Source organism: Xenorhabdus bovienii SS-2004 (assembly GCF_000027225.1).
Lineage (GTDB): Bacteria > Pseudomonadota > Gammaproteobacteria > Enterobacterales > Enterobacteriaceae > Xenorhabdus > Xenorhabdus bovienii_C.
In genome coordinates this window covers 22,700-45,937 of sequence record NC_013892.1, presented here as the reverse complement: position 1 = coordinate 45,937, position 23,238 = coordinate 22,700, and the positions used below count along the sequence as shown (strand labels likewise).

The following is a 23,238-nucleotide window of genomic DNA, read 5'->3' as shown; positions in this document are numbered from 1 at the left end:
TTATTTTTTGATAACTAATTCCAATTCAACCGGGATAGTAGCGTCAACTTTTTCACCTTTCAGCACCTTGTCCGCTGTCTGGACGCCAATGATGCCAATCTGATCAGGTCGCTGTGCAATCGTTGCACTTAATTTACCGCTCCGTACCGCCTTGACACCATCGTCAGTTCCGTCAAATCCGACAACCAGCACATCCTTTTTATTGGCTGTCTGCAACGCGCGCAGCGCACCGAGTGCCATTTCATCATTTTGGGCAAAAACGGCTTGTACTGATGGATGGGCTGTCAGCAGGTTCTGCATGACATTCAGCCCTTTTGTGCGGTCAAAGTCAGCAGGCTGGCTGGCTAGCATATTGAATTGATGGCTTTTGGCGGCCTGAGAAAAACCTTCACTACGTTCACGTGCACCAGAAGTACCAGAGATACCTTCCAATTGAATGATTTTGGCATTGTTACCCAATTTTTCAGCGATAAAATCACCGGCCATTTTGCCTCCCAAACGATTGTCAGAAGCAATATGGCTGACAACGTTTCCTTTATTCGCCGCACGGTCAAGGGTGATAACCGGAATATTCGCCTTGTTTGCCATGATGACCGCATTACCAACGGCGTCTGAATCTGTTGGGTTAATCAGCATCAATTTCGTACCACGAACAGTCAAATCCTGTACGTTAGCCAACTCTTTTGCCGGATTATCCTGAGAATCAAGCACTATCAGGTTATATCCGAGTTTATCAGCCTCTTTCTGTGCGCTGTCTTTCATCGTGACAAAGAAGGGGTTGTTCAATGTTGAAATAACCAATGCAATGCTATCCTTCGCCAATGCATTGGCACTCATGGTTGCACTCAAAACTACGGCGGATAGAATGGTTGCCAGCTTATTCATTTTCATGCTGTTTTTTCCTGTAGGGTGAGGTTATTTACTACTTTTGTTATCAACCAAGACCGCCAGTAAAATCACAACTGCCTTGACGATCATCTGGTAGTTGGAAGAAATACCTAATAAGTTCAATCCATTGTTCAAAAAGCCTAAAATCAGCGCACCAATCAGCGTACCGACAATCCGCCCTTTCCCGCCAGCCAGACTGGTTCCCCCCAGCACCACGGCTGCAATAGCATCCAGCTCATAACCACTTCCGGCCATAGGTTGGGCAGAAGATAGCCGGGCTACTTCGATAATACTGGCCAGCGCTGCCAATAGACCACATAGGGAATAAACGATTATTTTTATTTTATCAACGTTAATACCTGATAAACGTGTTGCAGATTCATTTCCGCCTAAAGCGTAGATGTAACGGCCAAGGCGAGTGTGATGGAGAATGTACCAGGCAGTAGCAAAAACCAGCAGCATGATCCAGACTGGTGCTGGCACTCCTAATGGACGGCCAATACCAAACCAGCCAAACAGATCGGCATTATCACTGAATCCGGTATTGATGGGACTGCCATCGGTATAAACACGGGTAACACCACGCAATAACAGCATCATCACTAATGTAGCGATAAACGCCTGGACTTTACCCTTAGCAACAATAACACCAGTACATGCGCCAATCGCTGCCCCCAATGCCAGTGCCGCAGCAACTGCCACCAGTGCGTTGACATCCGTACCGACCATAGATGCCGCCACCGCTCCCGTCAGTGCCAATAGAGATCCGACGGATAAATCAATGCCCGAAGTCAGGATCACCAACGTCATTCCCACCGCCATGATAGCGTTAACAGAAGTTTGCTGGAGGATATTAAACAGGTTATTCAGTGTGAAAAAATTGGGGCTGAAGAAGGAAACGACAACAATCAGAATCAATAGTGCAATCAGTGACTTCTGCTCCATCAACCAGGCTTTCGTGAGCCAATATCTGGAGGTTGCTGCTGTGTTAAAATTCATATCTCTTATCCTTGATCATTACCTTTCAACTGCACCGTATTGTTTGCCGACAGCAGCGACCATCAGCGCTTCCTGAGAGGCATTATCCGCACTGAACTCACCACTTATGCCACCTTCATGCATCACCAGAATACGATCACTCATTCCCATGACTTCCGGCATCTCAGACGAGACCAAAATAATGCTCAAACCTTCTTTTTTGAACTGATTGATCAACTGATAGATCTCTTTCTTCGCACCGACATCCACTCCTCGGGTTGGCTCAACCAGAATCAATACCTTCGGGCGAGTCATCAGACCACGAGCAATCGCCACTTTTTGCTGGTTACCGCCAGAAAGCAAGCCAATCGATTGTTCCATTGAGGGAGTTTTGATATTGAATAATTTGATGAAGTCAGTTACGGTTTTTTGTTCTGCGGAATGATTCAAACGATAGGGTTTTTGACTGAAATAACGTAACGCTGTGAGGGACATATTTTCTTTGACCGACATTCCCAACACCAAGCCATCACGTTTACGATCTTCCGAAATATAGACAATGCCGTTAGCCAGCCCATCCTGTGGGTTGCGAATAGTCAGAGATTTTCCATCCAGCAAGATCCTGCCTTTGGTTTTCGGCAATGCTCCGTAGATCATCTTCATCAATTCAGTACGACCAGCTCCCATTAAACCGGATATTCCCAGAATCTCGCCACCAAACAGAGAGAAGCTGACATTTTTGATCCCTGATCCAGACAGATTTTCAATCTCCAGTCGTTTTCCCCCACGCGGAAGATCCAGACGCGGGTATTGATCTTCCAGCTTGCGTCCCACCATCATTTCGATCAACGTATCTTCTTGTAGAGCAGCAACCGGCTGTTCACCAATAAATTGCCCATCACGAAATACCGTCACGTCATCACAAATTTCAAAGATTTCTTTCAGGCGATGGGAAATGTAGACAATGCCGCAATCTTGAGCTTTCAGCTCCCGTATAACATGAAACAGCGATTCAGTTTCGGTATCGGTCAAGGCATCCGTTGGCTCATCCATTATAATGACTTTGGATTGGAAACTCAGCACCTTGGCAATTTCCACCATTTGCTGATCGCCAATGGACAATTCAGAAACCAGTCGACGGCTGCTATAACGAATATTCAAACGCTTCAGCAGATTATCGGCCTCTTCATACATTTTTTGCCAATTGATGATACCCAGTTTATTGACGAACTCACGTCCAAGAAAAATATTTTCTGCGATCGTCAGTTGGGGGATAAGATTTAATTCTTGATGAATAATGCCAATCCCAGCTTCTTGGGAAGATTTAGGGTCGGAGAAAACCACATTTTTCCCAAGATAATGAATTGAACCGGCATCTTTGGTATAGATGCCGGTCAAGACTTTCATCATCGTGGACTTACCGGCACCATTTTCGCCAACCAGCGCCATAACTTTTCCGGGATAAACGCGAAGGGCCGCACCCGACAACGCCTTTACCCCAGGGAAAGCCTTATCAATCTCTTTTAACTCCAGCAATGGCTCCATCATACCCTCAGAAAGTTACGCCTGAACAAAGGAGGATATTGGCATAAGGAGAACATTCCCCAGTACGGATAATCGCTTTGCTCTTTTCTGTCTTCTCTTTCAGAATGTTATGATTCACATACTCTATCGCGATTGCATTTCCCTGTTTTGTTTCGAGTTCAGCAATGCGCTTGATGATTTGTTCATGTATCTGAGGGTTGTGATCAATCATCTCCGTAGCCAAAATGGCCGCTTCAACCTGCACTTCCTGCACAACCACATCAAACACAGACATCAAATCGGGTATTCCCTGGGTTAACGCTAAATCAATTCGCTGAGTGGACAACGGGATAGGTAGCCCCGCATCACTGATCGTGATCTGATCAGTGTGGCCCAAACGAGAAATAACGGCAGAAATATCAGAATGCAATAAAACGCCTTTTTTCATTTTTTATTAACTCCCTAGCGAAAGCGAAACGTTTCGCTAAACCGCCATCATATAAATCCCTATATCAAAGACAACATGCTTGATATGAAAATGTGATCATGATTAAAACGTTTAATAAACAGGGTAATAAATAAAAAAGTATAACTTATTGAATAAGTTATACTGAATCGATTTTTCAAACACACTACTGGGAATCAATAAATAATCACCAAAATCTTTGCATAGATTGAATTTTATCTATAAATAAATGAAGGTAACTATTCGAACCATGGTGTAAATAAGATGCAATTGGTCGAGAAAATATCCCAGTTAAGTCAGTACCTAGAAATCGGATTATATGAAAGACGGCAAACCATCCGTCTCTGTCTTCTGGCCGCCTTATGTGGAGAGAGTGTTTTTCTCCTGGGACCACCGGGGATCGCGAAGAGCCTGATCGCACGCCGGTTAAAATTTTCGTTTCAAAATGCTCACGCTTTTGAGTACTTGATGACACGCTTTTCCACACCAGAAGAGATCTTCGGCCCACTTTCCATTCAAGCACTCAAAGATGAAGGCCGTTATCAGCGCCTGACAGAAGGCTATTTGCCAGAAGCGGAAATTGTTTTTCTGGATGAAATCTGGAAAGCAGGCCCCGCTATTTTGAATACTCTGCTGACCGCAATTAATGAAAAGAAATTTAGAAATGGCAACCAAGAAGAAAACCTGCCGATGCGGTTACTGGTCACGGCATCCAACGAGCTGCCCGATGCTGATAGCAGCCTGGAAGCCCTCTACGATCGTATGTTGATCCGAATCTGGCTGAACAATATTCAGGAAAAGAAGAATTTTCGTGCCTTACTGACTGATCGAAACAATGAAAATGACAATCCTGTACCTACCCATTTCCAAATCACAGATGAGGAATTTCATCAATGGCAATGTAAGATTAAACACGTCTCCCTGCCAGACTACATTTTCGAGCTGATTTATCAGCTACGCCAGCTACTGAATGCCTCTGAAAATCTCCCTCACGTTTCAGATCGCCGCTGGAAAAAAGCCATCCGCTTATTGCAGGCCAGTGCATTCTTCAGTGGGAAAAATGCCATATCTCCGTTAGATTTGGTGCTATTGAAAGACTGCCTGTGGCACGACCTGAATGCCTTAAAGCTTCTGCCGCAATTCCTTCATGATTTGCTGACAGAACAAGCCTATCAACAGAGTTTCCTGCTACAGAAAATGGATGGAGTATACCAACAATGGATACAAACCAGCCGAGATGAAACTCACCTCCATCCCTTACAATTAACCACGAATTCATCACTTTTCGGCCGCAAGATCCACTACTCACTTCCCAAGACTATCAATGATGAAAAACTGATTCTATTTCTGTATCCCGCATTACATCTGCATGATATTGAAGTTAATTTCATTGAAATAGATAGTAAAGTACTGGAAAACGTGCTCAAAAATAGCAATGGAGAATTGCTTGCTCGCTTAAATGGCATTGGTTTTCCACTGAAAATTTCGGCCGAGATCAACGAAAAACATCAATTGGAAGTGCTGGATATGAGCCGTAACAGAGCCATTCTCTGCCAAGCGGAAGCAAAGCAACTAACAACAGAAAAAACAAATAACGAGTGGAATGAAAAGCTGATATCTATTAGTGATGCCATCCAGCATCAGCGCCAATTGTTCGGTCAGCATCAACCTTGTTTATTTATTGAAGAACATTGGATTGCCAACATTGAACAAAGTTTTCTGCAATTGATCGAAAAGTTGAAACAATTGAGATCAAAAATGAGGTAATGACATGTTAACTCTGACAACGCTCGATCTTTTACTCTCGATCAATGAAGGTGAACTGATCGAGGAGATCATTTTAGCACTGTTAAGTGCCCCTCAATTGACCATTTTTTTTGAAAAATACCCTAGGTTCAAGCGCGCATTATTGAAAGATGTACCTGCATGGCAGCAAACACTACAACAAAGAATAAAAGATACACTCATTCCTGCCTCCCTAGCTGAAGAATTTCAGTTATACCAGCAATTACTAACAGCGAATACGACAAAATTTTATCAACAACTCCCTGATCTCGCAGATAAGCTTGAACAGATCAAATCTCCTTTTACCCATGACGCCCACACATTGCGAGAAGCGTTATCTGAACACACTCACGCAGGACAAATCCTGTTTATTCAACACTGGCGTACCAGCCTGATCCTACAAGTAACAACCTTTCACAAGCAATTGCTGGAACAGGAAAAAGAACAATTATTGGCAGAGATCCAAAAGCGATTAGATCTCAGTGGCAATCTCGATCCGATATTCGATGAAAATGATCGCGCCGCAGGGCGATTATGGGACATGAGCAAAGGCCGACTTCACCTGACGTCGCACAATACCGCATTATTCACCCAATATGCTCAATTTCTCAAACAGCAGCCTGAACTGGAAAAACTGGCACAATTACTCGGCCGCAGCCAAGCGGCTAAATCAATTCCTGAAGATAGCAACACCCTTGAACCATTCACCCAAATAGAGCGAATACCAGATACCGTGCCAGAGCAAGTCAGCGGTATCCAACAAGGTGACGATATCCAGAGACTTTTACCCACAGAACTGGCCATGCTGGGAATTGAAGAGCTGGAGTACGAATTTTATCGGCGGTTGGTAGATAAAAAATTACTGATCTACCGGCTACAAGGGGACAACTGGCAGCCAAGAAACATATTGAAGCCGATGACTCACCATGATCATGCAGAACAGCCCCGAGGACCATTTATTGTGTGCGTGGATACTTCCGGATCAATGGGCGGGTTCAATGAGCATTGTGCAAAGGCATTTTGTCTGGCACTGATGCGTATTGCTCTGGCAGATAATCGTCACTGTCACATCATATTATTTTCCACAGAACTCATTCACTATGACTTAACATCACAAGATGGGCTAACACAGGCGGTACATTTTTTGGGGCAAACTTTCAAAGGAGGAACCGATCTGGCATTCTGCCTGAATGCCATCATTGAGAAAATGCAAGAAAGTATCTGGAAAGATGCCGACGCTGTTGTTATTTCAGATTTCATTGCCCAGCGGTTACCAGACGTTCTAATCCATCAGATACAAAACCTGCAACAACGCCAACAACACCGCTTCCATGCAGTTTCCCTGTCCCATTATGGAAAGCCCGGTATCATGCAGATATTCGATCATATCTGGCACTTTGATACCGGAGTTACAAGCCGTTTACTGCGAAGATGGCGACACTGAGTCACTACTCTCAGATCCCTTCGCAGTCAATCCTTACAGTACACCTTCAACAGATTCGATAATTTCGGGTGACCAGACACCACACTGAACCTGACCAATATGCGCCATTTGCAGCAGCAGCATCACCAAACGTGATTGACCAATGCCTCCACCGATGGATTGTGGCATATCTCCTTTGACCAAGGCCTGATGCCAGTCATATTGCAGTCGATCTTCATCACAAGTTAGCTCGAGCTGACGTTGCAGTGCTTCTGCATCAACACGGATACCCATTGACGAAATTTCAAAAGCATCTTGCAATACGGGGTTCCAGACAATAATGTCACCGTTCAGGCCGAAGAGGCCATCGCTGTTTGGCGTTGTCCAGTCGTCATAATCCGGTGCACGAACATCATGTGCCTGACCATCAGACAACTTACCGCCAATTCCCATCAAGAAAATCGCACCAAACTCTTTGGCGGCCTCACGCTCACGACTTTTAGCATCCAGATCAGGGTAACGTTTCAGAAGCTCTTCACTGTGAAGAAAGTGAATTTGATCTGGCAGGAACGGTGCCAGACCAAATTCCTTACTTACTGCTTTTTGTGTTTCTTTTATCGCTTCGTAGATTTTACCTACTGTCTGTTTTAAATAACCGAGTGAGCGGTGACCTTCACCCATCACTTTTTCCCAATCCCACTGATCAACAAAGACAGAGTGGATAGGAGTCAGGCGATCCTCATCAGGACGCAGAGCCTTCATGTGGGTATACAATCCTTGTTCAGCTTGAAAACCAAAGCGACCTAATGTCTTGCGCTTCCATTTAGCTAGAGAATGAACCACCTCAAACGTTGCATCTGGCAATGTTTTAACTTTTACCTGTACCGCTTTTTCATGGCCAGACAAGTTGTCCTGAGTACCATCACCAAGACGGCTCAGAATGGGTCCCTGAACTTCGATTAAACCGAGTTGCTTCTCTAGCAGACGGGAAAAGTATGATTTCACAAAACTAATCTGCTGCTGTTTTTCAATAAAGGATGTTTTCATGGCGCTGCTCTCAAAATTTTTAGTGACCCTATGTCCTGTTGATATAGATTAAGCAACAGAATGAGGTATAAATTCAATATCTGATAATAAAAATATCGAGTAATATTTATAAACAATAATTTTTACACCATAAAACTGAATATTATTCAAAAATAGGGGTTGAAAATGGCAGAAATTTATCAGATCGATAATTTAGACCGTGACATTCTTCACGCTTTAATGGATAACGCACGGACACCTTATGCAGAATTAGCCAAAAAATTCGCTGTCAGCCCGGGTACAATTCACGTTCGTGTGGAAAAAATGAAGCAGGCAGGGATCATTACAGGTACTCGTGTTGATATCAGTGCCAAACAACTGGGGTTTGATGTGTGTTGCTTTATCGGCATCATTTTAAAAAGCGCCAAAGACTATCCGGCCGCATTGAAAAAACTCGACATGCTTGATGAAGTGGTTGAAGTCTATTACACCACAGGGCATTACAGCATTTTCACTAAAGTTATGTGCCGCTCCATCGAATCGCTTCAAGATGTACTTATCAACAAGATCCAGACAATCGATGAAATACAGTCAACAGAAACCCTGATCTCCCTGCAAAACCCAATCATAAGAACAATCAAGCCTTGAAACAGGAAATGGTTTATAACCATATTATCCACAGGTAGATCCCAGTAGACTCACAGCGTACAATAGCCGTTCTTTAATTTAACAGGGATCATAATGAGCACAATAACCTTAATCAGCGGCAGCACAATGGGAAGTTCTGAATATGTTGCCGAACATATGGCGGAGATCTTAGAAAATCACGGGTTTTCAACTGAGGTCCTTCATGGTCCTTCATTAGATGATCTGCGCCTTGGTGGGCTATGGCTTGTGGTCACATCAACGCATGGAGCAGGGGACTTACCCGAAAATCTTCAGCCTCTGGCAGACACGATCGCACAACAACAGCCAGATCTAAGTAACGTGACATTTGGAGCGGTCGGTATTGGCAGTTCAGAATATGACATATTCTGTGGTGCAATCAAATCATTTGAGCACCTATTGAAAGATCGCGGAGCAAAAAGGATCGGGGATCGATTGGAAATAGACATCCAGAAGTATGAAATCCCCGAGGATCCCGCTGAAGATTGGGTTAAAGAATGGGCAAAGTTACTCTGATCCGATTAAAAATATAACGATCAATTGTGGATAACTTATCTGAAAAGCAGGGGTTAACCCGTAGTTATCCATTTAATAACCGAGTTTCAATTTAGCTTCTGTGTATAACTACTGATTTAGATCCCAGCTTATACTGACTTGGATCACGGATCATTCACAGTAAATGATCCTTTACAGCATCATGATCTTTCTATGGAAAAATCACTTATCCACAGATGATCGCGATCCTAATAACAGATCTAATAAAAAGATCTTTAAATAAAAAGATCTTCTTTTAATTAGCAACGATCAAACTTATTTGGTCTAATGTCCAAACTTGAGTAGAATCCTCTCCCTAATGCAGATCAAGCATTCTCACAACTGAAGGTTCGCACATGTTTTATCCAGAACACTTTGACGTCATCATTATCGGCGGTGGTCACGCCGGTACCGAAGCAGCAATGGCTGCCGCACGTATGGGACGTCAAACCTTATTACTGACTCACAATATTGATACTTTGGGCCAGATGTCATGTAATCCAGCCATTGGTGGAATCGGTAAAGGGCATCTGGTAAAAGAGATCGATGCACTTGGTGGCCTAATGGCTCAAGCAACCGATCAGGCCGGTATTCAATTCAGAACACTGAATGCCAGCAAAGGTCCAGCAGTTCGGGCAACACGAGCACAGGCAGATCGAGTACTGTACCGACAGGCTGTAAGAACCGCATTGGAAAACCAATCTAATTTGATGATCTTCCAACAGTCGGTTGAAGATCTCATCGTTGAAAACAACACCATAACAGGCGTTGTTACACGTATGGGGTTAAAATTTAAAGCAAAATCAGTTGTACTAACTGTTGGCACCTTTCTTGATGGAAAAATTCACATTGGGCTGGAAAACTACAGTGGTGGACGTGCCGGAGATCCTCCTGCGATCGCATTATCCCATCGCCTGCGTGAATTGCCTTTACGAGTAGCTCGCCTGAAAACGGGAACACCTCCCCGCATTGATGCACGAACCATTGATTTCAGCCAGCTTGAGCAACAGTTGGGTGATAACCCGACACCCGTATTCTCATTCATGGGCAACGTAGATCAACACCCACGACAGATCCCTTGCTATATCACACATACCAATGAAAAAACCCATGAAGTGATCCGTAATAATTTGGATCGTAGCCCGATGTATGCGGGGATCATCGAAGGGATCGGACCACGTTACTGCCCTTCCATCGAAGACAAAGTCATGCGTTTTGCGGATCGCAACGCTCATCAAATCTTCCTTGAACCAGAAGGCCTCACCAGTAACGAAATCTATCCGAACGGTATTTCAACCAGCCTGCCATTTGACGTGCAGATGCAGATCGTTCACTCCATGAAGGGTATGGAAAACGCCCGTATCGTTCGTCCTGGTTATGCGATCGAATACGACTTTTTTGATCCACGTGATTTAAAACAGACACTGGAAAGCAAATTTATCAATGGTCTGTTCTTTGCTGGTCAAATCAACGGCACTACAGGATACGAAGAAGCAGCAGCACAAGGATTGCTGGCAGGTTTAAATGCCGCACGTTATGCCGCAGATGAAAACGGCTGGTTCCCTCGCCGTGATCAAGCCTATATCGGCGTATTGGTTGATGACTTATGCACATTGGGTACAAAAGAGCCTTACCGCATGTTTACGTCGCGCGCAGAATATCGCTTGATGTTACGTGAAGACAATGCTGATCTCCGTTTAACAGAAAAAGGCCGGGAATTGGGCTTGGTTGATGATCAACGTTGGGAGCACTATTGCCGCAAAGTTGAGATGATTGAACAGGAACGCCAGCGCTTACGAAATATCTGGGTACACCCGCATTCCGATAGCTTGGATGAAATCAACCAAATGCTGAAAGCACCACTGTCAAAAGAAGCCAATGGTGAGGATTTACTGCGTCGCCCTGAAATGAATTATGAACTGCTGACATCACTGCCACGTTTTACTCCGGGGCTGACAGAACCTCAAGCAGCAGATCAAGTTGAAATTCAAGTGAAGTACGAAGGCTATATCGCCCGTCAGCAAGAAGAGATCGAAAAACAATTACGTAATGAAAATGCCGCCTTGCCACTCGATCTGGATTACAAACAAGTCAACGGACTTTCCAATGAAGTTATTGCAAAACTGAATGACCATAAACCAAGTTCAATTGGTCAGGCCTCGCGTATTTCTGGTATTACTCCAGCAGCCATTTCCATTTTGCTGGTATGGTTGAAAAAACAAGGTTTATTACGTCGTAGCGCCTAAGAGGACGAAGTTTTGCTTAACAAACTGGAATCGCTGCTGGTGAAAACAGACATTGTGTTATCGCTAGAACAAAAACAACAGCTTATCGCTTACGTTGATATGCTTAACAAATGGAACAAGGCTTATAACCTGACATCTGTTCGTGATCCCGAACAAATGCTGGTTCGGCATATCATGGACAGCATAGTCGTTAATCCTTTTCTTCACGGAACGCGATTTATTGATGTGGGAACAGGGCCTGGTTTGCCGGGCATCCCGTTGGCAATTGTACGGCCAGATTCTCATTTCACTCTGCTGGACAGTTTAGGAAAACGAGTTCGCTTCTTACGTCAAGTTCAGCATGAATTGGGTTTGAAAAACATTGATCCTGTGCAGAGTCGGGTTGAAGAATTTATCCCTGAACCCCCTTTTGATGGGGTGATCAGCCGTGCATTCGCTTCGCTGCAAGACATGCTGTCATGGTGTCGTCATCTTCCTAAACCAGCAGAAGGCCGCTTTTATGCCCTGAAAGGCGTGCTGCCGGAAAATGAGTTGACCCAACTGCCTTCAGGAGTAACGCTTGATACGGTGGTTTCTCTGCAGGTTCCTGAGTTGGGTGGGGAGCGTCATTTGGTCGTACTTAAGTCAAACTAACTTTGCTGTTTGTCAATAAAAACCTAAATAATTAGTGACGTTAACCACATTTATAATGTTACTGACGTTACTAATTATTACTTTTGGCTGTTTTAACTTTATTTACTGCCAGATCACATAAAAATAACCTTCATTTTATTTTGGTATAAACTTTCTTTTTGAAAAAGGTTATCAATTTCCTTTATAAATAAATTTTAGAGAAAGATAACAAAATAAACATTTAACATTTTTTGGTGATATATTAGATAAATCTTTATGACTGTAATATTAATTAGTTGATTTTAATTGAAAAAAATAAATGATTTTTATCACAGATTTAATGATAAATATAACTAATGATTCTGGTTAAATGTGATATACATCACGTTTAATTTTTCAGTCATACCATTGATCGTTGCAGAATATTAAATGGTATTTGTGAGCAATCTACCATCAAAGTTAGAAATTTAAATAATTATTCACTTTTTCGCTACTTATGGATTGAATTCATTTTGGCTGCCCGTATAATTTGCACGTTTTTGTCACTTGACACTCTTAAACAAAGACAGTTTTATACAGCATTCAGCAAAGCCTGATATGTGATGGTGTACTTCGGGAGAAAACAAAAGTCATGTCTGTATCCCTTTACAGCGGTAGAATTGCACTGAAACTGTTACTTTTGCAGTTAATGACTTTTATTATTCTCAGTGTGGCTTTTTGTACCAGAAGTATCGAATGGGGCGCTTCTGCTTTTGCCGGTGGGCTGGCGTGCTGGCTGCCAAATGCCATTTTTATGCTGCTAACTCGCTTCCAAAAAGCAAAAGAAGAAGATGTACCAGTACGCATTGCATGGTTCTTCGCTATTGGCGAAGTGGCTAAAGTTGTCATTACGATAGCTGTGCTGATAGTTGCCTTGGGAGTGTTTAAGGCGGCATTTGCACCACTTGGTGTAGCCTATTTAGCGGTGCTGATTGTGCAGATCATCGCACCTGCCGTAATGAACGGTTAGCATTTTTAACAATAAAAGGGTAAAAAGCATCATGTCTGCATCAGGAGAAGTTTTAACTTCGCAGGAGTACATAAGTCATCACCTGAAGCACCTTCAGTTAGACTTGCGTACCTTTGAGTTGGTCAATCCCCACGCTAGTGGTTATGAGACGACGTTCTGGACGTTGAACATTGACTCGCTTTTTTTCTCCGTCATATTAGGAATATTGTTTCTGTTTGTATTCCGGAGAGTTGCGGTTCGCGCTACCGATGGCGTACCGGGTAAGCTCCAGACTGCGGTAGAAATGGTTTTCGGTTTCGTTGATAACACTGTTCGTGATATGTATCACGGTAAGAGCAAAGTGATAGCTCCCCTGGCTTTGACTGTGTTCGTCTGGGTGTTATTAATGAACGCATTGGACTTGCTGCCAATCGATTTAATTCCTTTGATCGGTGAACGCTATTTCGGCCTGCCTGCTCTGCGTATTGTTCCAACAGCAGATGTCAGTGTCACTCTGTCGATGGCGCTCGGTGTCTTTGTTCTCATCCTGTTCTATAGCATTAAGATGAAAGGAATTCGTGGTTTTGCGAAGGAGCTGACATTACAGCCTTTCAATCACCCACTGTTTATTCCAATTAACTTAATTCTGGAAGGGGTCAGCTTACTATCTAAACCTATATCACTCGCTCTGCGACTGTTTGGTAATATGTATGCTGGCGAATTGATCTTTATTCTTATTACGGCTCTTTTACCGTTTTGGTCACAGTGGTTACTCAGCCTGCCATGGGCGATTTTCCACATACTGATTATCACGTTACAAGCCTTTATCTTCATGGTTCTGACGGTTGTTTATCTATCGATGGCATCTGAAGAACATTAATTTCTATCAATCAATAATCGTGTTTTAACTGAAACAAACTGGAGACTGTCATGGAAAACCTGAATATGGATCTGCTGTACATGGCTGCCGCTATTCTGATGGGTCTGGCTGCTATTGGTGCTGCGATCGGTATCGGCATCCTCGGAGGTAAATTTTTGGAAGGCGCTGCTCGTCAGCCTGATCTGATTCCTCTGCTGCGTACACAGTTCTTTATCGTTATGGGTCTGGTTGACGCCATCCCTATGATCGCTGTGGGCCTGGGCTTATTTATGATGTTCGCTGTCGGCGGTCAGTAAGTAGCAGAACTTAAGATTAAGCCAATTCATTAATTGAAATAGAGGTATTGTGCTTTGAATATTAACGCAACAATCCTCGGCCAGGCCATCGCGTTTGTCCTGTTTGTTTTGTTCTGCATGAAGTATGTATGGCCACCAATTATGGCGGCCATTGAAAAGCGTCAGAAAGAAATTACTGACGGTTTGGCTTCAGCAGAACGTGCTAAAAAGAACCTGGACTTAGCGCAAGCCAATGCGACCGACCAACTGAAAAAAGCGAAAGCTGATGCGCAAGCTATCATTGAGCAGGCTAATAAACAAAAAGCCCAGATTATTGATGATGCCAAAACAGAAGCTGAGCTGGAACGTAACAAGATTGTAGCGCAGGCCCAGGCTGAAATTGACGCTGAACGCAAACGCGCTCGTGAAGAGTTACGTAAACAGGTTGCGATGCTGGCTATCGCAGGTGCCGAGAAAATCATCGAACGTTCCGTGGATGAAGCTGCTAACAGCGACATCGTTGATAAACTGGTCGCTGAACTGTAAGGAGGGAGGGGCATGTCTGAATTTGCTACGGTAGCTCGCCCCTACGCCAAAGCAGCTTTTGACTTTGCTGTAGAGCACCAATCTCTCGAACATTGGCAGAACATGCTGGCGTTCGTTGCTGAGGTTACTCGCAATGAGCAGGTTGGTGAGCTGCTTTCCGGTTCATTGGCACCGGAAACGTTAGCCAATACCTTCATCACCCTTTGTGGTGAGCAGGTAGATGAGCATGCTCAGAACTTTATTCGTGTAATGGCAGAAAATGGTCGCTTGCTGGTACTGCCAGAAGTCTTCCAGCAATTTACCCAATTGCGTGCGTCACTTGAATCAACCATCAATGTTGAAGTGATTTCTGCGTCTGAATTGAATGAGCAGCAGCAGGCTAAAATTTCTGCGGCGATGGAAAAACGTCTGTCACGCAAAGTGAAGCTGAATTGCAAAATTGACAAGTCTGTTATCGCCGGTGTGGTTATCCGCGCAGGTGATATGGTGATCGATGGCAGCATTCGCGGCCGTCTGGATCGTTTAACAGACGTCTTGCAGTCTTAAGGGGACTGGAGCATATGCAACTGAATTCCACCGAAATCAGCGAACTGATCAAACAGCGTATTGCTCAGTTCAATGTCGTGAGCGAAGCTCACAACGAAGGTACGATTGTTTCCGTTAACGACGGTATCATTCGTATCCACGGTTTAGCCGATGTCATGCAGGGTGAAATGATTTCTCTGCCTGGCAACCGTTACGCAATTGCACTGAACCTGGAGCGCGACTCTGTGGGTGCGGTTGTGATGGGTCCGTATGCTGACCTGGCCGAAGGCATGAAAGTCAAATGTACTGGCCGCATTCTGGAAGTACCTGTTGGTCGTGGTCTGCTCGGTCGTGTTGTTAACACACTGGGTGAGCCAATCGATGGCAAAGGCGCTCTTGAGAATGATGGTTTCTCTCCTGTTGAAGTTATTGCTCCGGGGGTTATCGACCGTCAATCCGTTGACCAGCCTGTCCAGACAGGTTACAAATCCGTTGATGCCATGATCCCAATTGGCCGTGGTCAGCGTGAGCTGGTTATCGGTGACCGTCAGACGGGTAAAACCGCTCTGGCTATTGATGCGATCATCAACCAACGTGATTCTGGTATCAAATGTATCTATGTTGCAATTGGTCAGAAAGCATCTACCATTTCCAACGTAGTTCGTAAACTGGAAGAGCACAACGCTCTGGCTAATACGATTGTCGTTGTTGCATCCGCTTCTGAATCTGCGGCCCTGCAATATCTGGCACCTTATTCTGGCTGTGCGATGGGTGAATACTTCCGTGATCGCGGCGAAGATGCTCTGATTGTTTACGATGACCTGTCTAAACAGGCTGTTGCTTACCGTCAGGTTTCTCTGTTGCTGCGTCGTCCACCTGGACGTGAAGCATTCCCTGGTGACGTTTTCTATCTGCACTCCCGTCTGCTGGAGCGTGCAGCGCGTGTTAACGCTGATTATGTGGAAAAATTCACCAACGGCGAAGTGAAAGGTAAAACGGGTTCTCTGACTGCATTACCAATCATTGAAACTCAGGCTGGTGACGTTTCTGCGTTCGTACCAACAAACGTTATCTCCATTACCGATGGTCAGATCTTCCTTGAATCTGCTCTGTTCAACGCAGGTATCCGTCCGGCGGTTAACCCAGGGATCTCCGTATCCCGTGTAGGTGGTGCTGCTCAGACTAAGATAATCAAGAAACTGTCTGGTGGTATCCGTACAGCTCTGGCTCAGTACCGTGAATTAGCTGCATTCTCACAGTTTGCTTCTGATCTGGATGATGCAACTCGCAAGCAGTTGGATCATGGTCAGAAAGTCACTGAGCTGTTGAAACAGAAACAGTATCAGCCAATGTCCGTTGCACAGCAGGCTCTGTCTCTGTTTGCAGCTGAACGTGGCTATCTGGAAGATGTCGAAATCGCGAAAGTGGTCAGTTTCGAATCTGCGCTGTTAGCTTATGCTAACCGTGAACATTCTGATCTTCTCAAAGAGATTGACCAGTCTGGTGACTACAACGGAGAGATCGAAGCGAAGCTGACAGCTCTGTTGGATTCCTTCAAGGCGACTCAGTCCTGGTAACACTATTCGGCCCAGTTTGATTAAACTTGGGCCGTCTGGTTGAATTCGGAGAAGCAGATATGGCCGGCGCAAAAGAGATACGTACCAAAATCGCCAGTGTGCAGAACACGCAAAAAATCACTAAAGCGATGGAGATGGTCGCCGCGTCCAAAATGCGTAAAACGCAGGATCGCATGGCGGCCAGTCGTCCTTATGCAGAAACCATTCGCAGTGTGATTGGACACCTTGCGTTAGGTAATCTGGAATACAGACATCCATACCTTGACGAGCGCGAAGTTAAGCGTGTTGGGTACTTGGTTGTTTCGACAGATCGTGGTTTATGTGGCGGTTTGAACATTAACTTGTTCAAAAAATTGCTGATAGAAATGAAAGACTGGTCTGATAAAGGCGTTCAAGTTGATTTAGCACTTGTTGGGTCGAAAGCGGTTTCTTTCTTTTCTTCTGTTGGAGGCAACATTGTTGCCCAAGTAACAGGGATGGGAGATAACCCATCATTGTCCGAGCTGATCGGGCCAGTCAACGTCATGATGCAAGCATATGACGCAGGGCGTCTGGATAAATTGTATATAGTGACAAACCGGTTCATCAATACAATGTCTCAGGTTCCGACAATTACTCAGTTATTGCCTCTGCCAGCCGGAGACGATGAAACATTGAAGAAGAAGTCCTGGGATTATCTGTATGAACCTGATCCTAAGGCGTTGTTGGATACCCTGCTGCGCCGCTATATAGAATCACAAGTTTATCAGGGCGTCGTTGAAAACCTGGCTAGTGAACAGGCCGCACGAATGGTAGCGATGAAAGCCGCGACCGATAACGGTGGCAACCTGATCAAAGAGTTGCAGTTGGTTTACAACAAGGCTCGTCAGGCCAGCATCACTCAGGAACTCACCGAAATCGTTTCGGGTGCTTCTGCGGTTTAACAGCTAGGTTTACGAATTACGTAGAGGATTCAAGATGGCTACTGGAAAGATTATCCAGGTAATCGGCGCCGTGGTGGACGTCGAATTCCCTCAGGACAGCGTACCAAAGGTATACAATGCTCTTGAGGTTAAAAACAGTGAAGAAAAACTGGTGCTGGAAGTTCAGCAGCAGCTGGGCGGTGGTATCGTTCGCTGTATCGCAATGGGTACCTCTGATGGTCTGCGCCGTGGTTTGGACGCGATTGATTTAGGGCACCCAATTGAAGTTCCGGTGGGTAAAGCGACACTGGGCCGTATCATGAACGTATTGGGTGATCCAATCGACATGAAAGGTGAGATTGGCGAAGAAGAGCGCTGGTCGATTCACCGTACAGCACCAAGCTATGAAGAATTGTCCAGCTCTCAGGAACTGCTGGAAACCGGTATCAAGGTTATGGACTTGATCTGCCCATTTGCTAAGGGTGGTAAAGTTGGTCTGTTCGGTGGTGCGGGTGTAGGTAAAACCGTTAACATGATGGAACTGATCCGTAACATCGCTATCGAACACTCCGGTTACTCTGTATTTGCCGGTGTGGGTGAACGTACCCGTGAAGGTAACGACTTCTATCATGAAATGACCGATTCAAACGTACTGGATAAAGTATCTCTGGTATATGGTCAGATGAACGAGCCACCAGGAAACCGTCTGCGTGTAGCACTGACGGGTCTGACTATGGCTGAGAAATTCCGTGATGAAGGCCGTGACGTTCTGTTGTTCGTCGATAACATTTACCGTTATACCCTGGCAGGAACAGAAGTATCTGCACTGTTGGGTCGTATGCCATCTGCGGTAGGTTATCAGCCGACACTGGCGGAAGAGATGGGCGTTCTTCAGGAACGTATCACTTCAACCAAAACGGGCTCCATCACTTCCGTACAGGCGGTTTACGTCCCTGCAGATGACTTGACTGACCCATCACCAGCGACCACCTTTGCTCACTTGGATGCAACCGTCGTATTGAGCCGTCAGATTGCTTCACTGGGTATTTACCCGGCGGTTGACCCACTGGATTCAACCAGTCGTCAGCTTGACCCACTGGTTGTTGGTCAGGAGCACTATGATGTGGCGCGTGGTGTACAGTCTATCCTGCAGCGTTATCAGGAACTGAAAGACATCATCGCGATTCTGGGTATGGATGAACTGTCTGAAGAAGATAAACTGGTTGTGGCACGTGCCCGTAAGATCCAGCGCTTCTTGTCTCAGCCATTCTTCGTTGCAGAAGTCTTCACTGGCTCACCAGGTAAGTTCGTCTCTCTGAAAGAAACCATTCGTGGCTTTAAGGGCATCCTGGAGGGTGATTATGACCACCTGCCAGAACAGGCGTTCTACATGGTTGGTACCATCGACGAAGCTGTAGAAAAAGCGAAGAAGATGTAATACGGCTGACGGGAGGTTGATATGGCTGCAATGACGTTCTTCCTGAACGTAGTCAGCGCTGAAAAACGATTGTTTGAAGGGCTGGTACAAAAAATTCAGGTGACTGGCAGTGAAGGTGAGCTGGGTATTTATCCTCAGCACACACCACTGCTTACTGCCATAAAACCGGGCATGATACGTATTGTTAAGCAGTTTGGTGAAGAAGAATTTATCTACCTGTCCGGTGGAGTTCTTGAAGTTCAGCCAAACGGCGTTATCGTACTGGCCGATACAGCGATCCGTGGTAAGGATTTGGACGAAGCCAAGGCGCTTGAAGCGAAGCGTGAGGCTGAAGAACACGTCCGTAATTCTCACGGCGATGTTGATTATGCTCAGGCATCTGCTGAATTGTCGAAAGCGATTGCAAAACTTCGTGTAATCGAACTGACAAAACAACGGATGTAATATAGGCAGTAAGATAAAAAGCCAGTTGGTGAAAGCTAACTGGCTTTTTTGCATTGCGAAATATGTAGCAATTTATTTTGCAAACAGGTTTACTTTCATACTTAAAATTGGAGCTGTCAGGTTTATTATGTCTATTAGTGCAAATAGCGCAAAAAGTGTTGTGATCCTTGCCGCTGGCAAAGGCACGCGCATGTATTCTGCTCTCCCCAAGGTTCTGCACTCGCTGGCCGGTAAACCGATGGTTCAGCATGTTATTGACACCGCAATGGCGTTGGGTACCCAAAATGTTCATCTGGTCTATGGGCATGGTGGTGATCTGATGAAGCAGACTCTCTCCAATCAAAACCTTAATTGGGTACTACAGGCGGAACAGCTTGGAACTGGTCATGCAATGCAGCAGGCAGCGCCATATTTTGCAGATGATGAAGACATTCTGATGCTCTATGGTGATGTTCCTTTGATCGCTCAAGACACATTAGAGCGTCTGGTGGAAATCAAACCTGAAGGCGGTATTGGCTTATTGACTGCTATTTTGAATAATCCTGCCGGATATGGCCGTATCATTCGTGAAAATGGCGAAGTGGCCGGGATTATCGAACAGAAAGATGCAACTGACGAGCAGCGTAAAATCAACGAAATCAACACGGGTATTTTGGTGGCAAATGGCGGTGATTTGAAACGTTGGTTATCCCAGCTGGATAACAACAATGCTCAGGGTGAATACTACATTACCGATATTATTGCTCTGGCCCACAAAGAAGGGCGTCAAATCAAAGCCGTTCACCCGAGCCGTTTAAGTGAGATGGAAGGGGTTAACAATCGCCTTCAGCTTTCCGCACTGGAACGTATTTACCAATCAGAGCAAGCAGAAAAATTATTGCTGGCAGGTGTAATGCTACTGGATCCTGCACGGTTCGATCTTCGCGGTACATTAGAACATGGCCGTGATGTGGTTATCGATACCAATGTCATTATCGAAGGTCATGTTGCATTGGGAAATAACGTACATATTGGATCGGGCTGCATTTTGAAAAATTGCGCCATCGGTGATGGCACTGTCATCAGCCCTTATACTGTGATCGAAGATTCTGAAATTGCTGCCGAATGTACGGTTGGGCCTTTTGCTCGTTTACGTCCGGGGTCTAAACTGGCGGAAAAAGCACACGTTGGCAATTTTGTGGAAATGAAAAAAACCTCCCTTGGTAAAGGTTCCAAGGCGGGTCACCTGACGTATCTGGGCGATTCTGAAATCGGCAATAATGTGAATATTGGTGCGGGAACGATCACTTGTAATTACGATGGTGCCAATAAATTTAAAACCATCATCGGTGATGATGTGTTTGTGGGTTCCGATACCCAGCTTGTTGCACCAGTCACAGTAGCTAAAGGTGTGACCATTGGCGCAGGCACCACAGTAACAAAAGACGTAGCTGAAAATGAACTGGTCATCAGCCGCGTGAAACAAACTCATATTCAGGGCTGGCAACGTCCTGTTAAGAAAAAATAAAAAATAGATATTCATAAAAATAATCCCCACTTCTACAAAGCTCGGGGACCGGCAAAGCCGGAACACAATCAGGTTGGCGACATAAAAGGGGCTTTTATTAGCCCTGTTTTTAGGAATAAAACACATGTGTGGAATTGTTGGTGCAGTAGCACAACGTGATATTGCAGAAATACTGATCGAAGGTCTTCGTCGCCTGGAATACCGTGGTTATGACTCAGCCGGTTTGGCTGTGGTTGACAGTGAAAACGGTATGACCCGTCTGCGTGAAGTCGGCAAAGTACAGATGCTGGCTGATGAAGCAGGTAAACAGCCTGTCACTGGTGGTACGGGGATCGCTCATACTCGTTGGGCGACGCATGGTGAGCCGAATGAGCTCAATGCCCATCCTCATGTTTCTGAACATATTGCGGTTGTACATAACGGCATTATTGAAAACTATGAAGAACTGCGTGAATTATTAAAAGAGCGCGGTTATACCTTCTTTTCTGATACAGATACCGAAACCATCGCCCATCTTGTTCACTGGGAACAGAAACAGGGTGGTTCGTTGTTGGAAGTGGTTCAGCGTGTGATCCCACAATTGCGTGGCGCTTATGGCACCGTAATTATGGACAGCCGTCATCCTGACGTGCTGGTGGCCGCTCGTTCAGGCAGCCCGCTGGTGATTGGCCTTGGCGTTGGTGAAAACTTCCTCGCATCTGATCAACTGGCGCTATTACCGGTGACTCGCCGCTTTATCTATCTGGAAGAGGGTGACATCGTTGAAATCACCCGTCGTACCGTTCGCATCTTTGATGTCACAGGTGCAGCCGTTGAGCGTGAGCAGATTGAATCCAACGTTCAGTATGATGCAGGTGACAAAGGTATTTACCGTCACTACATGCAAAAAGAGATCTACGAACAACCGATGGCAATTAAGAGCACGCTGGAAGGGCGTTTAAGTCATGGTCAGGTAGATCTGTCAGAACTGGGTGCCAATGCTGAAGAATTACTGTCTCAGGTTGAACACATTCAAATCGTTGCCTGCGGTACGTCTTACAATGCGGGCATGGTTTCACGCTACTGGTTTGAATCTTTGGCAGGTATTCCCTGTGATGTGGAAATCGCCTCTGAATTCCGTTACCGCAAGCCAGCACGTCGTAAGGGAAGTTTGCTGATCACCTTGTCTCAGTCTGGTGAAACGGCTGATACTTTGGCTGCACTGCGTTTATCCAAAGAACTGGGCTATCTGACTTCGCTGGTCATCTGTAACGTTGCCGGTTCCTCTCTGGTACGTGAATCAGACTTTGCCCTGATGACCAAAGCAGGAGCAGAAATCGGCGTTGCATCTACCAAAGCATTTACCACCCAGCTGACCGTATTATTGATGCTGGTGGCTTACATGGGGCGCCTGAAAGGTGCTGACGCAGCATTAGAACAAGATGTTGTCCACGCACTGCAAGCATTGCCAAGCCGCATTGAAAGCATGTTGTCGAAAGACAAAGTCATTGAAGCACTGGCAGAAGATTTCTCTGAGAAACATCATGCCCTGTTCCTTGGACGTGGCGATCAATACCCGATCGCGGTTGAAGGCGCACTGAAACTGAAAGAGATCTCTTACATTCACGCGGAAGCCTATGCTGCCGGTGAATTGAAACATGGCCCGTTGGCATTGATCGATGCGGATATGCCAGTGATCATTGTTGCACCAAACAATGAACTGCTGGAAAAACTGAAATCTAACATCGAAGAAGTCCGCGCCCGTGGCGGCCAGCTATATGTGTTCGCTGATCAGGATGCAGGTTTTACCAACAGCGAAAACATGAAGATCATCTCCCTGCCACACGTGGAAGATCTGATCGCGCCGATCTTCTATACCGTTCCACTGCAATTGTTGTCTTACCACGTTGCCTTGATCAAGGGAACTGATGTTGATCAGCCACGTAACTTGGCGAAATCGGTGACGGTGGAGTAATGCCGATATAGTACGCTGTTAGTGGCTGCGTACATTAAAACTGAAAACGTCTCT

Annotated in this window: 22 protein-coding genes; 17 read left to right on the top strand and 5 right to left on the bottom strand. The window is 45.2% G+C overall.

Translation table 11 applies throughout. The annotated features are described in order from the left end of the window. Genes rbsB through rbsD form a run of 4 tightly spaced genes read right to left on the bottom strand, consistent with a single transcriptional unit; the run spans position 1 to position 3,838 of the window. Positions 1–891 (bottom strand): ribose ABC transporter substrate-binding protein RbsB, encoded by an 891-nt coding sequence (rbsB, locus tag XBJ1_RS00180; RefSeq protein WP_012986668.1) that lies wholly within the window; start codon positions 889–891, stop codon positions 1–3. A 24-nt stretch (positions 892–915) separates the two neighbouring features. After that, complete coding sequence (gene rbsC / locus XBJ1_RS00175; RefSeq protein WP_012986667.1) at positions 916–1,887, bottom strand: ribose ABC transporter permease; 972 nt, start codon at positions 1,885–1,887, stop codon at positions 916–918. An 18-nt stretch (positions 1,888–1,905) separates the two neighbouring features. Next, on the bottom strand, positions 1,906–3,411 hold the full coding sequence (rbsA, locus tag XBJ1_RS00170) for a ribose ABC transporter ATP-binding protein RbsA (RefSeq protein ID WP_012986666.1): 1,506 nt from the start codon (positions 3,409–3,411) through the stop codon (positions 1,906–1,908). A gap of 7 nt (positions 3,412–3,418) precedes the next feature. Further along, positions 3,419–3,838 (bottom strand): D-ribose pyranase, encoded by a 420-nt coding sequence (gene rbsD / locus XBJ1_RS00165; protein ID WP_012986665.1) that lies wholly within the window; start codon positions 3,836–3,838, stop codon positions 3,419–3,421. Positions 3,839–4,120: 282 nt separating this feature from the next. On the opposite strand from rbsD, the gene ravA reads away from it, so the two are divergent. Together ravA and viaA are read left to right on the top strand one after the other, a co-directional pair. Then, positions 4,121–5,623, top strand: a complete 1,503-nt coding sequence (ravA, locus tag XBJ1_RS00160) for an ATPase RavA (RefSeq protein WP_012986664.1) — start codon at positions 4,121–4,123, stop codon at positions 5,621–5,623. A 4-nt stretch (positions 5,624–5,627) separates the two neighbouring features. After that, positions 5,628–7,085: an ATPase RavA stimulator ViaA gene (gene viaA / locus XBJ1_RS00155; RefSeq protein WP_012986663.1), complete on the top strand. Its 1,458-nt coding sequence runs from the start codon at positions 5,628–5,630 to the stop codon at positions 7,083–7,085. Positions 7,086–7,118: 33 nt separating this feature from the next. Here the strand turns inward: viaA and asnA are convergent, their stop codons facing one another. Beyond that, on the bottom strand, positions 7,119–8,111 hold the full coding sequence (asnA, locus tag XBJ1_RS00150; protein WP_012986662.1) for an aspartate--ammonia ligase: 993 nt from the start codon (positions 8,109–8,111) through the stop codon (positions 7,119–7,121). Positions 8,112–8,276: 165 nt separating this feature from the next. On the opposite strand from asnA, the gene asnC reads away from it, so the two are divergent. From asnC to glmS, 15 genes are all read left to right on the top strand, one after another. Continuing rightward, complete coding sequence (asnC, locus tag XBJ1_RS00145) at positions 8,277–8,738, top strand: transcriptional regulator AsnC (protein WP_012986661.1); 462 nt, start codon at positions 8,277–8,279, stop codon at positions 8,736–8,738. A gap of 93 nt (positions 8,739–8,831) precedes the next feature. After that, a complete protein-coding gene (mioC, locus tag XBJ1_RS00140; protein WP_012986660.1) occupies positions 8,832–9,272 on the top strand; it encodes an FMN-binding protein MioC in 441 nt (146 codons plus the stop codon). Between the two features lie 374 nt (positions 9,273–9,646). After that, on the top strand, positions 9,647–11,536 hold the full coding sequence (gene mnmG, locus XBJ1_RS00135) for a tRNA uridine-5-carboxymethylaminomethyl(34) synthesis enzyme MnmG (protein ID WP_012986659.1): 1,890 nt from the start codon (positions 9,647–9,649) through the stop codon (positions 11,534–11,536). Between the two features lie 12 nt (positions 11,537–11,548). Beyond that, positions 11,549–12,169 (top strand): 16S rRNA (guanine(527)-N(7))-methyltransferase RsmG, encoded by a 621-nt coding sequence (gene rsmG, locus XBJ1_RS00130; RefSeq protein WP_012986658.1) that lies wholly within the window; start codon positions 11,549–11,551, stop codon positions 12,167–12,169. 610 nt (positions 12,170–12,779) lie between these two features. Beyond that, positions 12,780–13,157: a F0F1 ATP synthase subunit I gene (gene atpI / locus XBJ1_RS00125; protein WP_012986657.1), complete on the top strand. Its 378-nt coding sequence runs from the start codon at positions 12,780–12,782 to the stop codon at positions 13,155–13,157. Positions 13,158–13,188: 31 nt separating this feature from the next. Further along, positions 13,189–14,016, top strand: coding sequence for a F0F1 ATP synthase subunit A (atpB, locus tag XBJ1_RS00120; RefSeq protein WP_012986656.1), 828 nt, complete (start codon positions 13,189–13,191; stop codon positions 14,014–14,016). 50 nt (positions 14,017–14,066) lie between these two features. Then, the gene (gene atpE, locus XBJ1_RS00115; protein WP_012986655.1) at positions 14,067–14,312 is read left to right on the top strand and encodes a F0F1 ATP synthase subunit C; all 246 of its coding nucleotides are present in this window, start codon (positions 14,067–14,069) and stop codon (positions 14,310–14,312) included. Positions 14,313–14,366: 54 nt separating this feature from the next. Continuing rightward, positions 14,367–14,837: a F0F1 ATP synthase subunit B gene (gene atpF, locus XBJ1_RS00110; protein WP_012986654.1), complete on the top strand. Its 471-nt coding sequence runs from the start codon at positions 14,367–14,369 to the stop codon at positions 14,835–14,837. Between the two features lie 12 nt (positions 14,838–14,849). Beyond that, on the top strand, positions 14,850–15,383 hold the full coding sequence (gene atpH / locus XBJ1_RS00105; RefSeq protein WP_012986653.1) for a F0F1 ATP synthase subunit delta: 534 nt from the start codon (positions 14,850–14,852) through the stop codon (positions 15,381–15,383). Between the two features lie 14 nt (positions 15,384–15,397). Further along, positions 15,398–16,939, top strand: a complete 1,542-nt coding sequence (gene atpA, locus XBJ1_RS00100) for a F0F1 ATP synthase subunit alpha (RefSeq protein ID WP_012986652.1) — start codon at positions 15,398–15,400, stop codon at positions 16,937–16,939. Between the two features lie 59 nt (positions 16,940–16,998). After that, the gene (atpG, locus tag XBJ1_RS00095) at positions 16,999–17,862 is read left to right on the top strand and encodes a F0F1 ATP synthase subunit gamma (RefSeq protein WP_012986651.1); all 864 of its coding nucleotides are present in this window, start codon (positions 16,999–17,001) and stop codon (positions 17,860–17,862) included. Positions 17,863–17,896: 34 nt separating this feature from the next. Further along, on the top strand, positions 17,897–19,279 hold the full coding sequence (atpD, locus tag XBJ1_RS00090; RefSeq protein ID WP_012986650.1) for a F0F1 ATP synthase subunit beta: 1,383 nt from the start codon (positions 17,897–17,899) through the stop codon (positions 19,277–19,279). Positions 19,280–19,300: 21 nt separating this feature from the next. Beyond that, the gene (locus tag XBJ1_RS00085; protein ID WP_012986649.1) at positions 19,301–19,723 is read left to right on the top strand and encodes a F0F1 ATP synthase subunit epsilon; all 423 of its coding nucleotides are present in this window, start codon (positions 19,301–19,303) and stop codon (positions 19,721–19,723) included. A 127-nt stretch (positions 19,724–19,850) separates the two neighbouring features. Then, positions 19,851–21,230: a bifunctional UDP-N-acetylglucosamine diphosphorylase/glucosamine-1-phosphate N-acetyltransferase GlmU gene (glmU, locus tag XBJ1_RS00080; protein WP_012986648.1), complete on the top strand. Its 1,380-nt coding sequence runs from the start codon at positions 19,851–19,853 to the stop codon at positions 21,228–21,230. Between the two features lie 124 nt (positions 21,231–21,354). Beyond that, positions 21,355–23,184 (top strand): glutamine--fructose-6-phosphate transaminase (isomerizing), encoded by a 1,830-nt coding sequence (glmS, locus tag XBJ1_RS00075; protein ID WP_012986647.1) that lies wholly within the window; start codon positions 21,355–21,357, stop codon positions 23,182–23,184. The last annotated feature ends 54 nt before the right edge of the window (positions 23,185–23,238 follow it).

Bases quoted from the DNA above. Each gene is read 5' to 3' on its own strand.
- rbsB (WP_012986668.1), bottom strand. From the start codon at position 891: ATGAAAATGAATAAGCTGGCAACCATTCTATCCGCCGTAGTTTTGAGT.
- rbsC (WP_012986667.1), bottom strand. From the start codon at position 1,887: ATGAATTTTAACACAGCAGCAACCTCCAGATATTGGCTCACGAAAGCC.
- rbsA (WP_012986666.1), bottom strand. From the start codon at position 3,411: ATGGAGCCATTGCTGGAGTTAAAAGAGATTGATAAGGCTTTCCCTGGG.
- rbsD (WP_012986665.1), bottom strand. From the start codon at position 3,838: ATGAAAAAAGGCGTTTTATTGCATTCTGATATTTCTGCCGTTATTTCT.
- ravA (WP_012986664.1), top strand. From the start codon at position 4,121: ATGCAATTGGTCGAGAAAATATCCCAGTTAAGTCAGTACCTAGAAATC.
- viaA (WP_012986663.1), top strand. From the start codon at position 5,628: ATGTTAACTCTGACAACGCTCGATCTTTTACTCTCGATCAATGAAGGT.
- asnA (WP_012986662.1), bottom strand. From the start codon at position 8,111: ATGAAAACATCCTTTATTGAAAAACAGCAGCAGATTAGTTTTGTGAAA.
- asnC (WP_012986661.1), top strand. From the start codon at position 8,277: ATGGCAGAAATTTATCAGATCGATAATTTAGACCGTGACATTCTTCAC.
- mioC (WP_012986660.1), top strand. From the start codon at position 8,832: ATGAGCACAATAACCTTAATCAGCGGCAGCACAATGGGAAGTTCTGAA.
- mnmG (WP_012986659.1), top strand. From the start codon at position 9,647: ATGTTTTATCCAGAACACTTTGACGTCATCATTATCGGCGGTGGTCAC.
- atpI (WP_012986657.1), top strand. From the start codon at position 12,780: ATGTCTGTATCCCTTTACAGCGGTAGAATTGCACTGAAACTGTTACTT.
- atpB (WP_012986656.1), top strand. From the start codon at position 13,189: ATGTCTGCATCAGGAGAAGTTTTAACTTCGCAGGAGTACATAAGTCAT.
- atpE (WP_012986655.1), top strand. From the start codon at position 14,067: ATGGAAAACCTGAATATGGATCTGCTGTACATGGCTGCCGCTATTCTG.
- atpH (WP_012986653.1), top strand. From the start codon at position 14,850: ATGTCTGAATTTGCTACGGTAGCTCGCCCCTACGCCAAAGCAGCTTTT.
- atpA (WP_012986652.1), top strand. From the start codon at position 15,398: ATGCAACTGAATTCCACCGAAATCAGCGAACTGATCAAACAGCGTATT.
- atpG (WP_012986651.1), top strand. From the start codon at position 16,999: ATGGCCGGCGCAAAAGAGATACGTACCAAAATCGCCAGTGTGCAGAAC.
- atpD (WP_012986650.1), top strand. From the start codon at position 17,897: ATGGCTACTGGAAAGATTATCCAGGTAATCGGCGCCGTGGTGGACGTC.
- XBJ1_RS00085 (WP_012986649.1), top strand. From the start codon at position 19,301: ATGGCTGCAATGACGTTCTTCCTGAACGTAGTCAGCGCTGAAAAACGA.
- glmU (WP_012986648.1), top strand. From the start codon at position 19,851: ATGTCTATTAGTGCAAATAGCGCAAAAAGTGTTGTGATCCTTGCCGCT.
- glmS (WP_012986647.1), top strand. From the start codon at position 21,355: ATGTGTGGAATTGTTGGTGCAGTAGCACAACGTGATATTGCAGAAATA.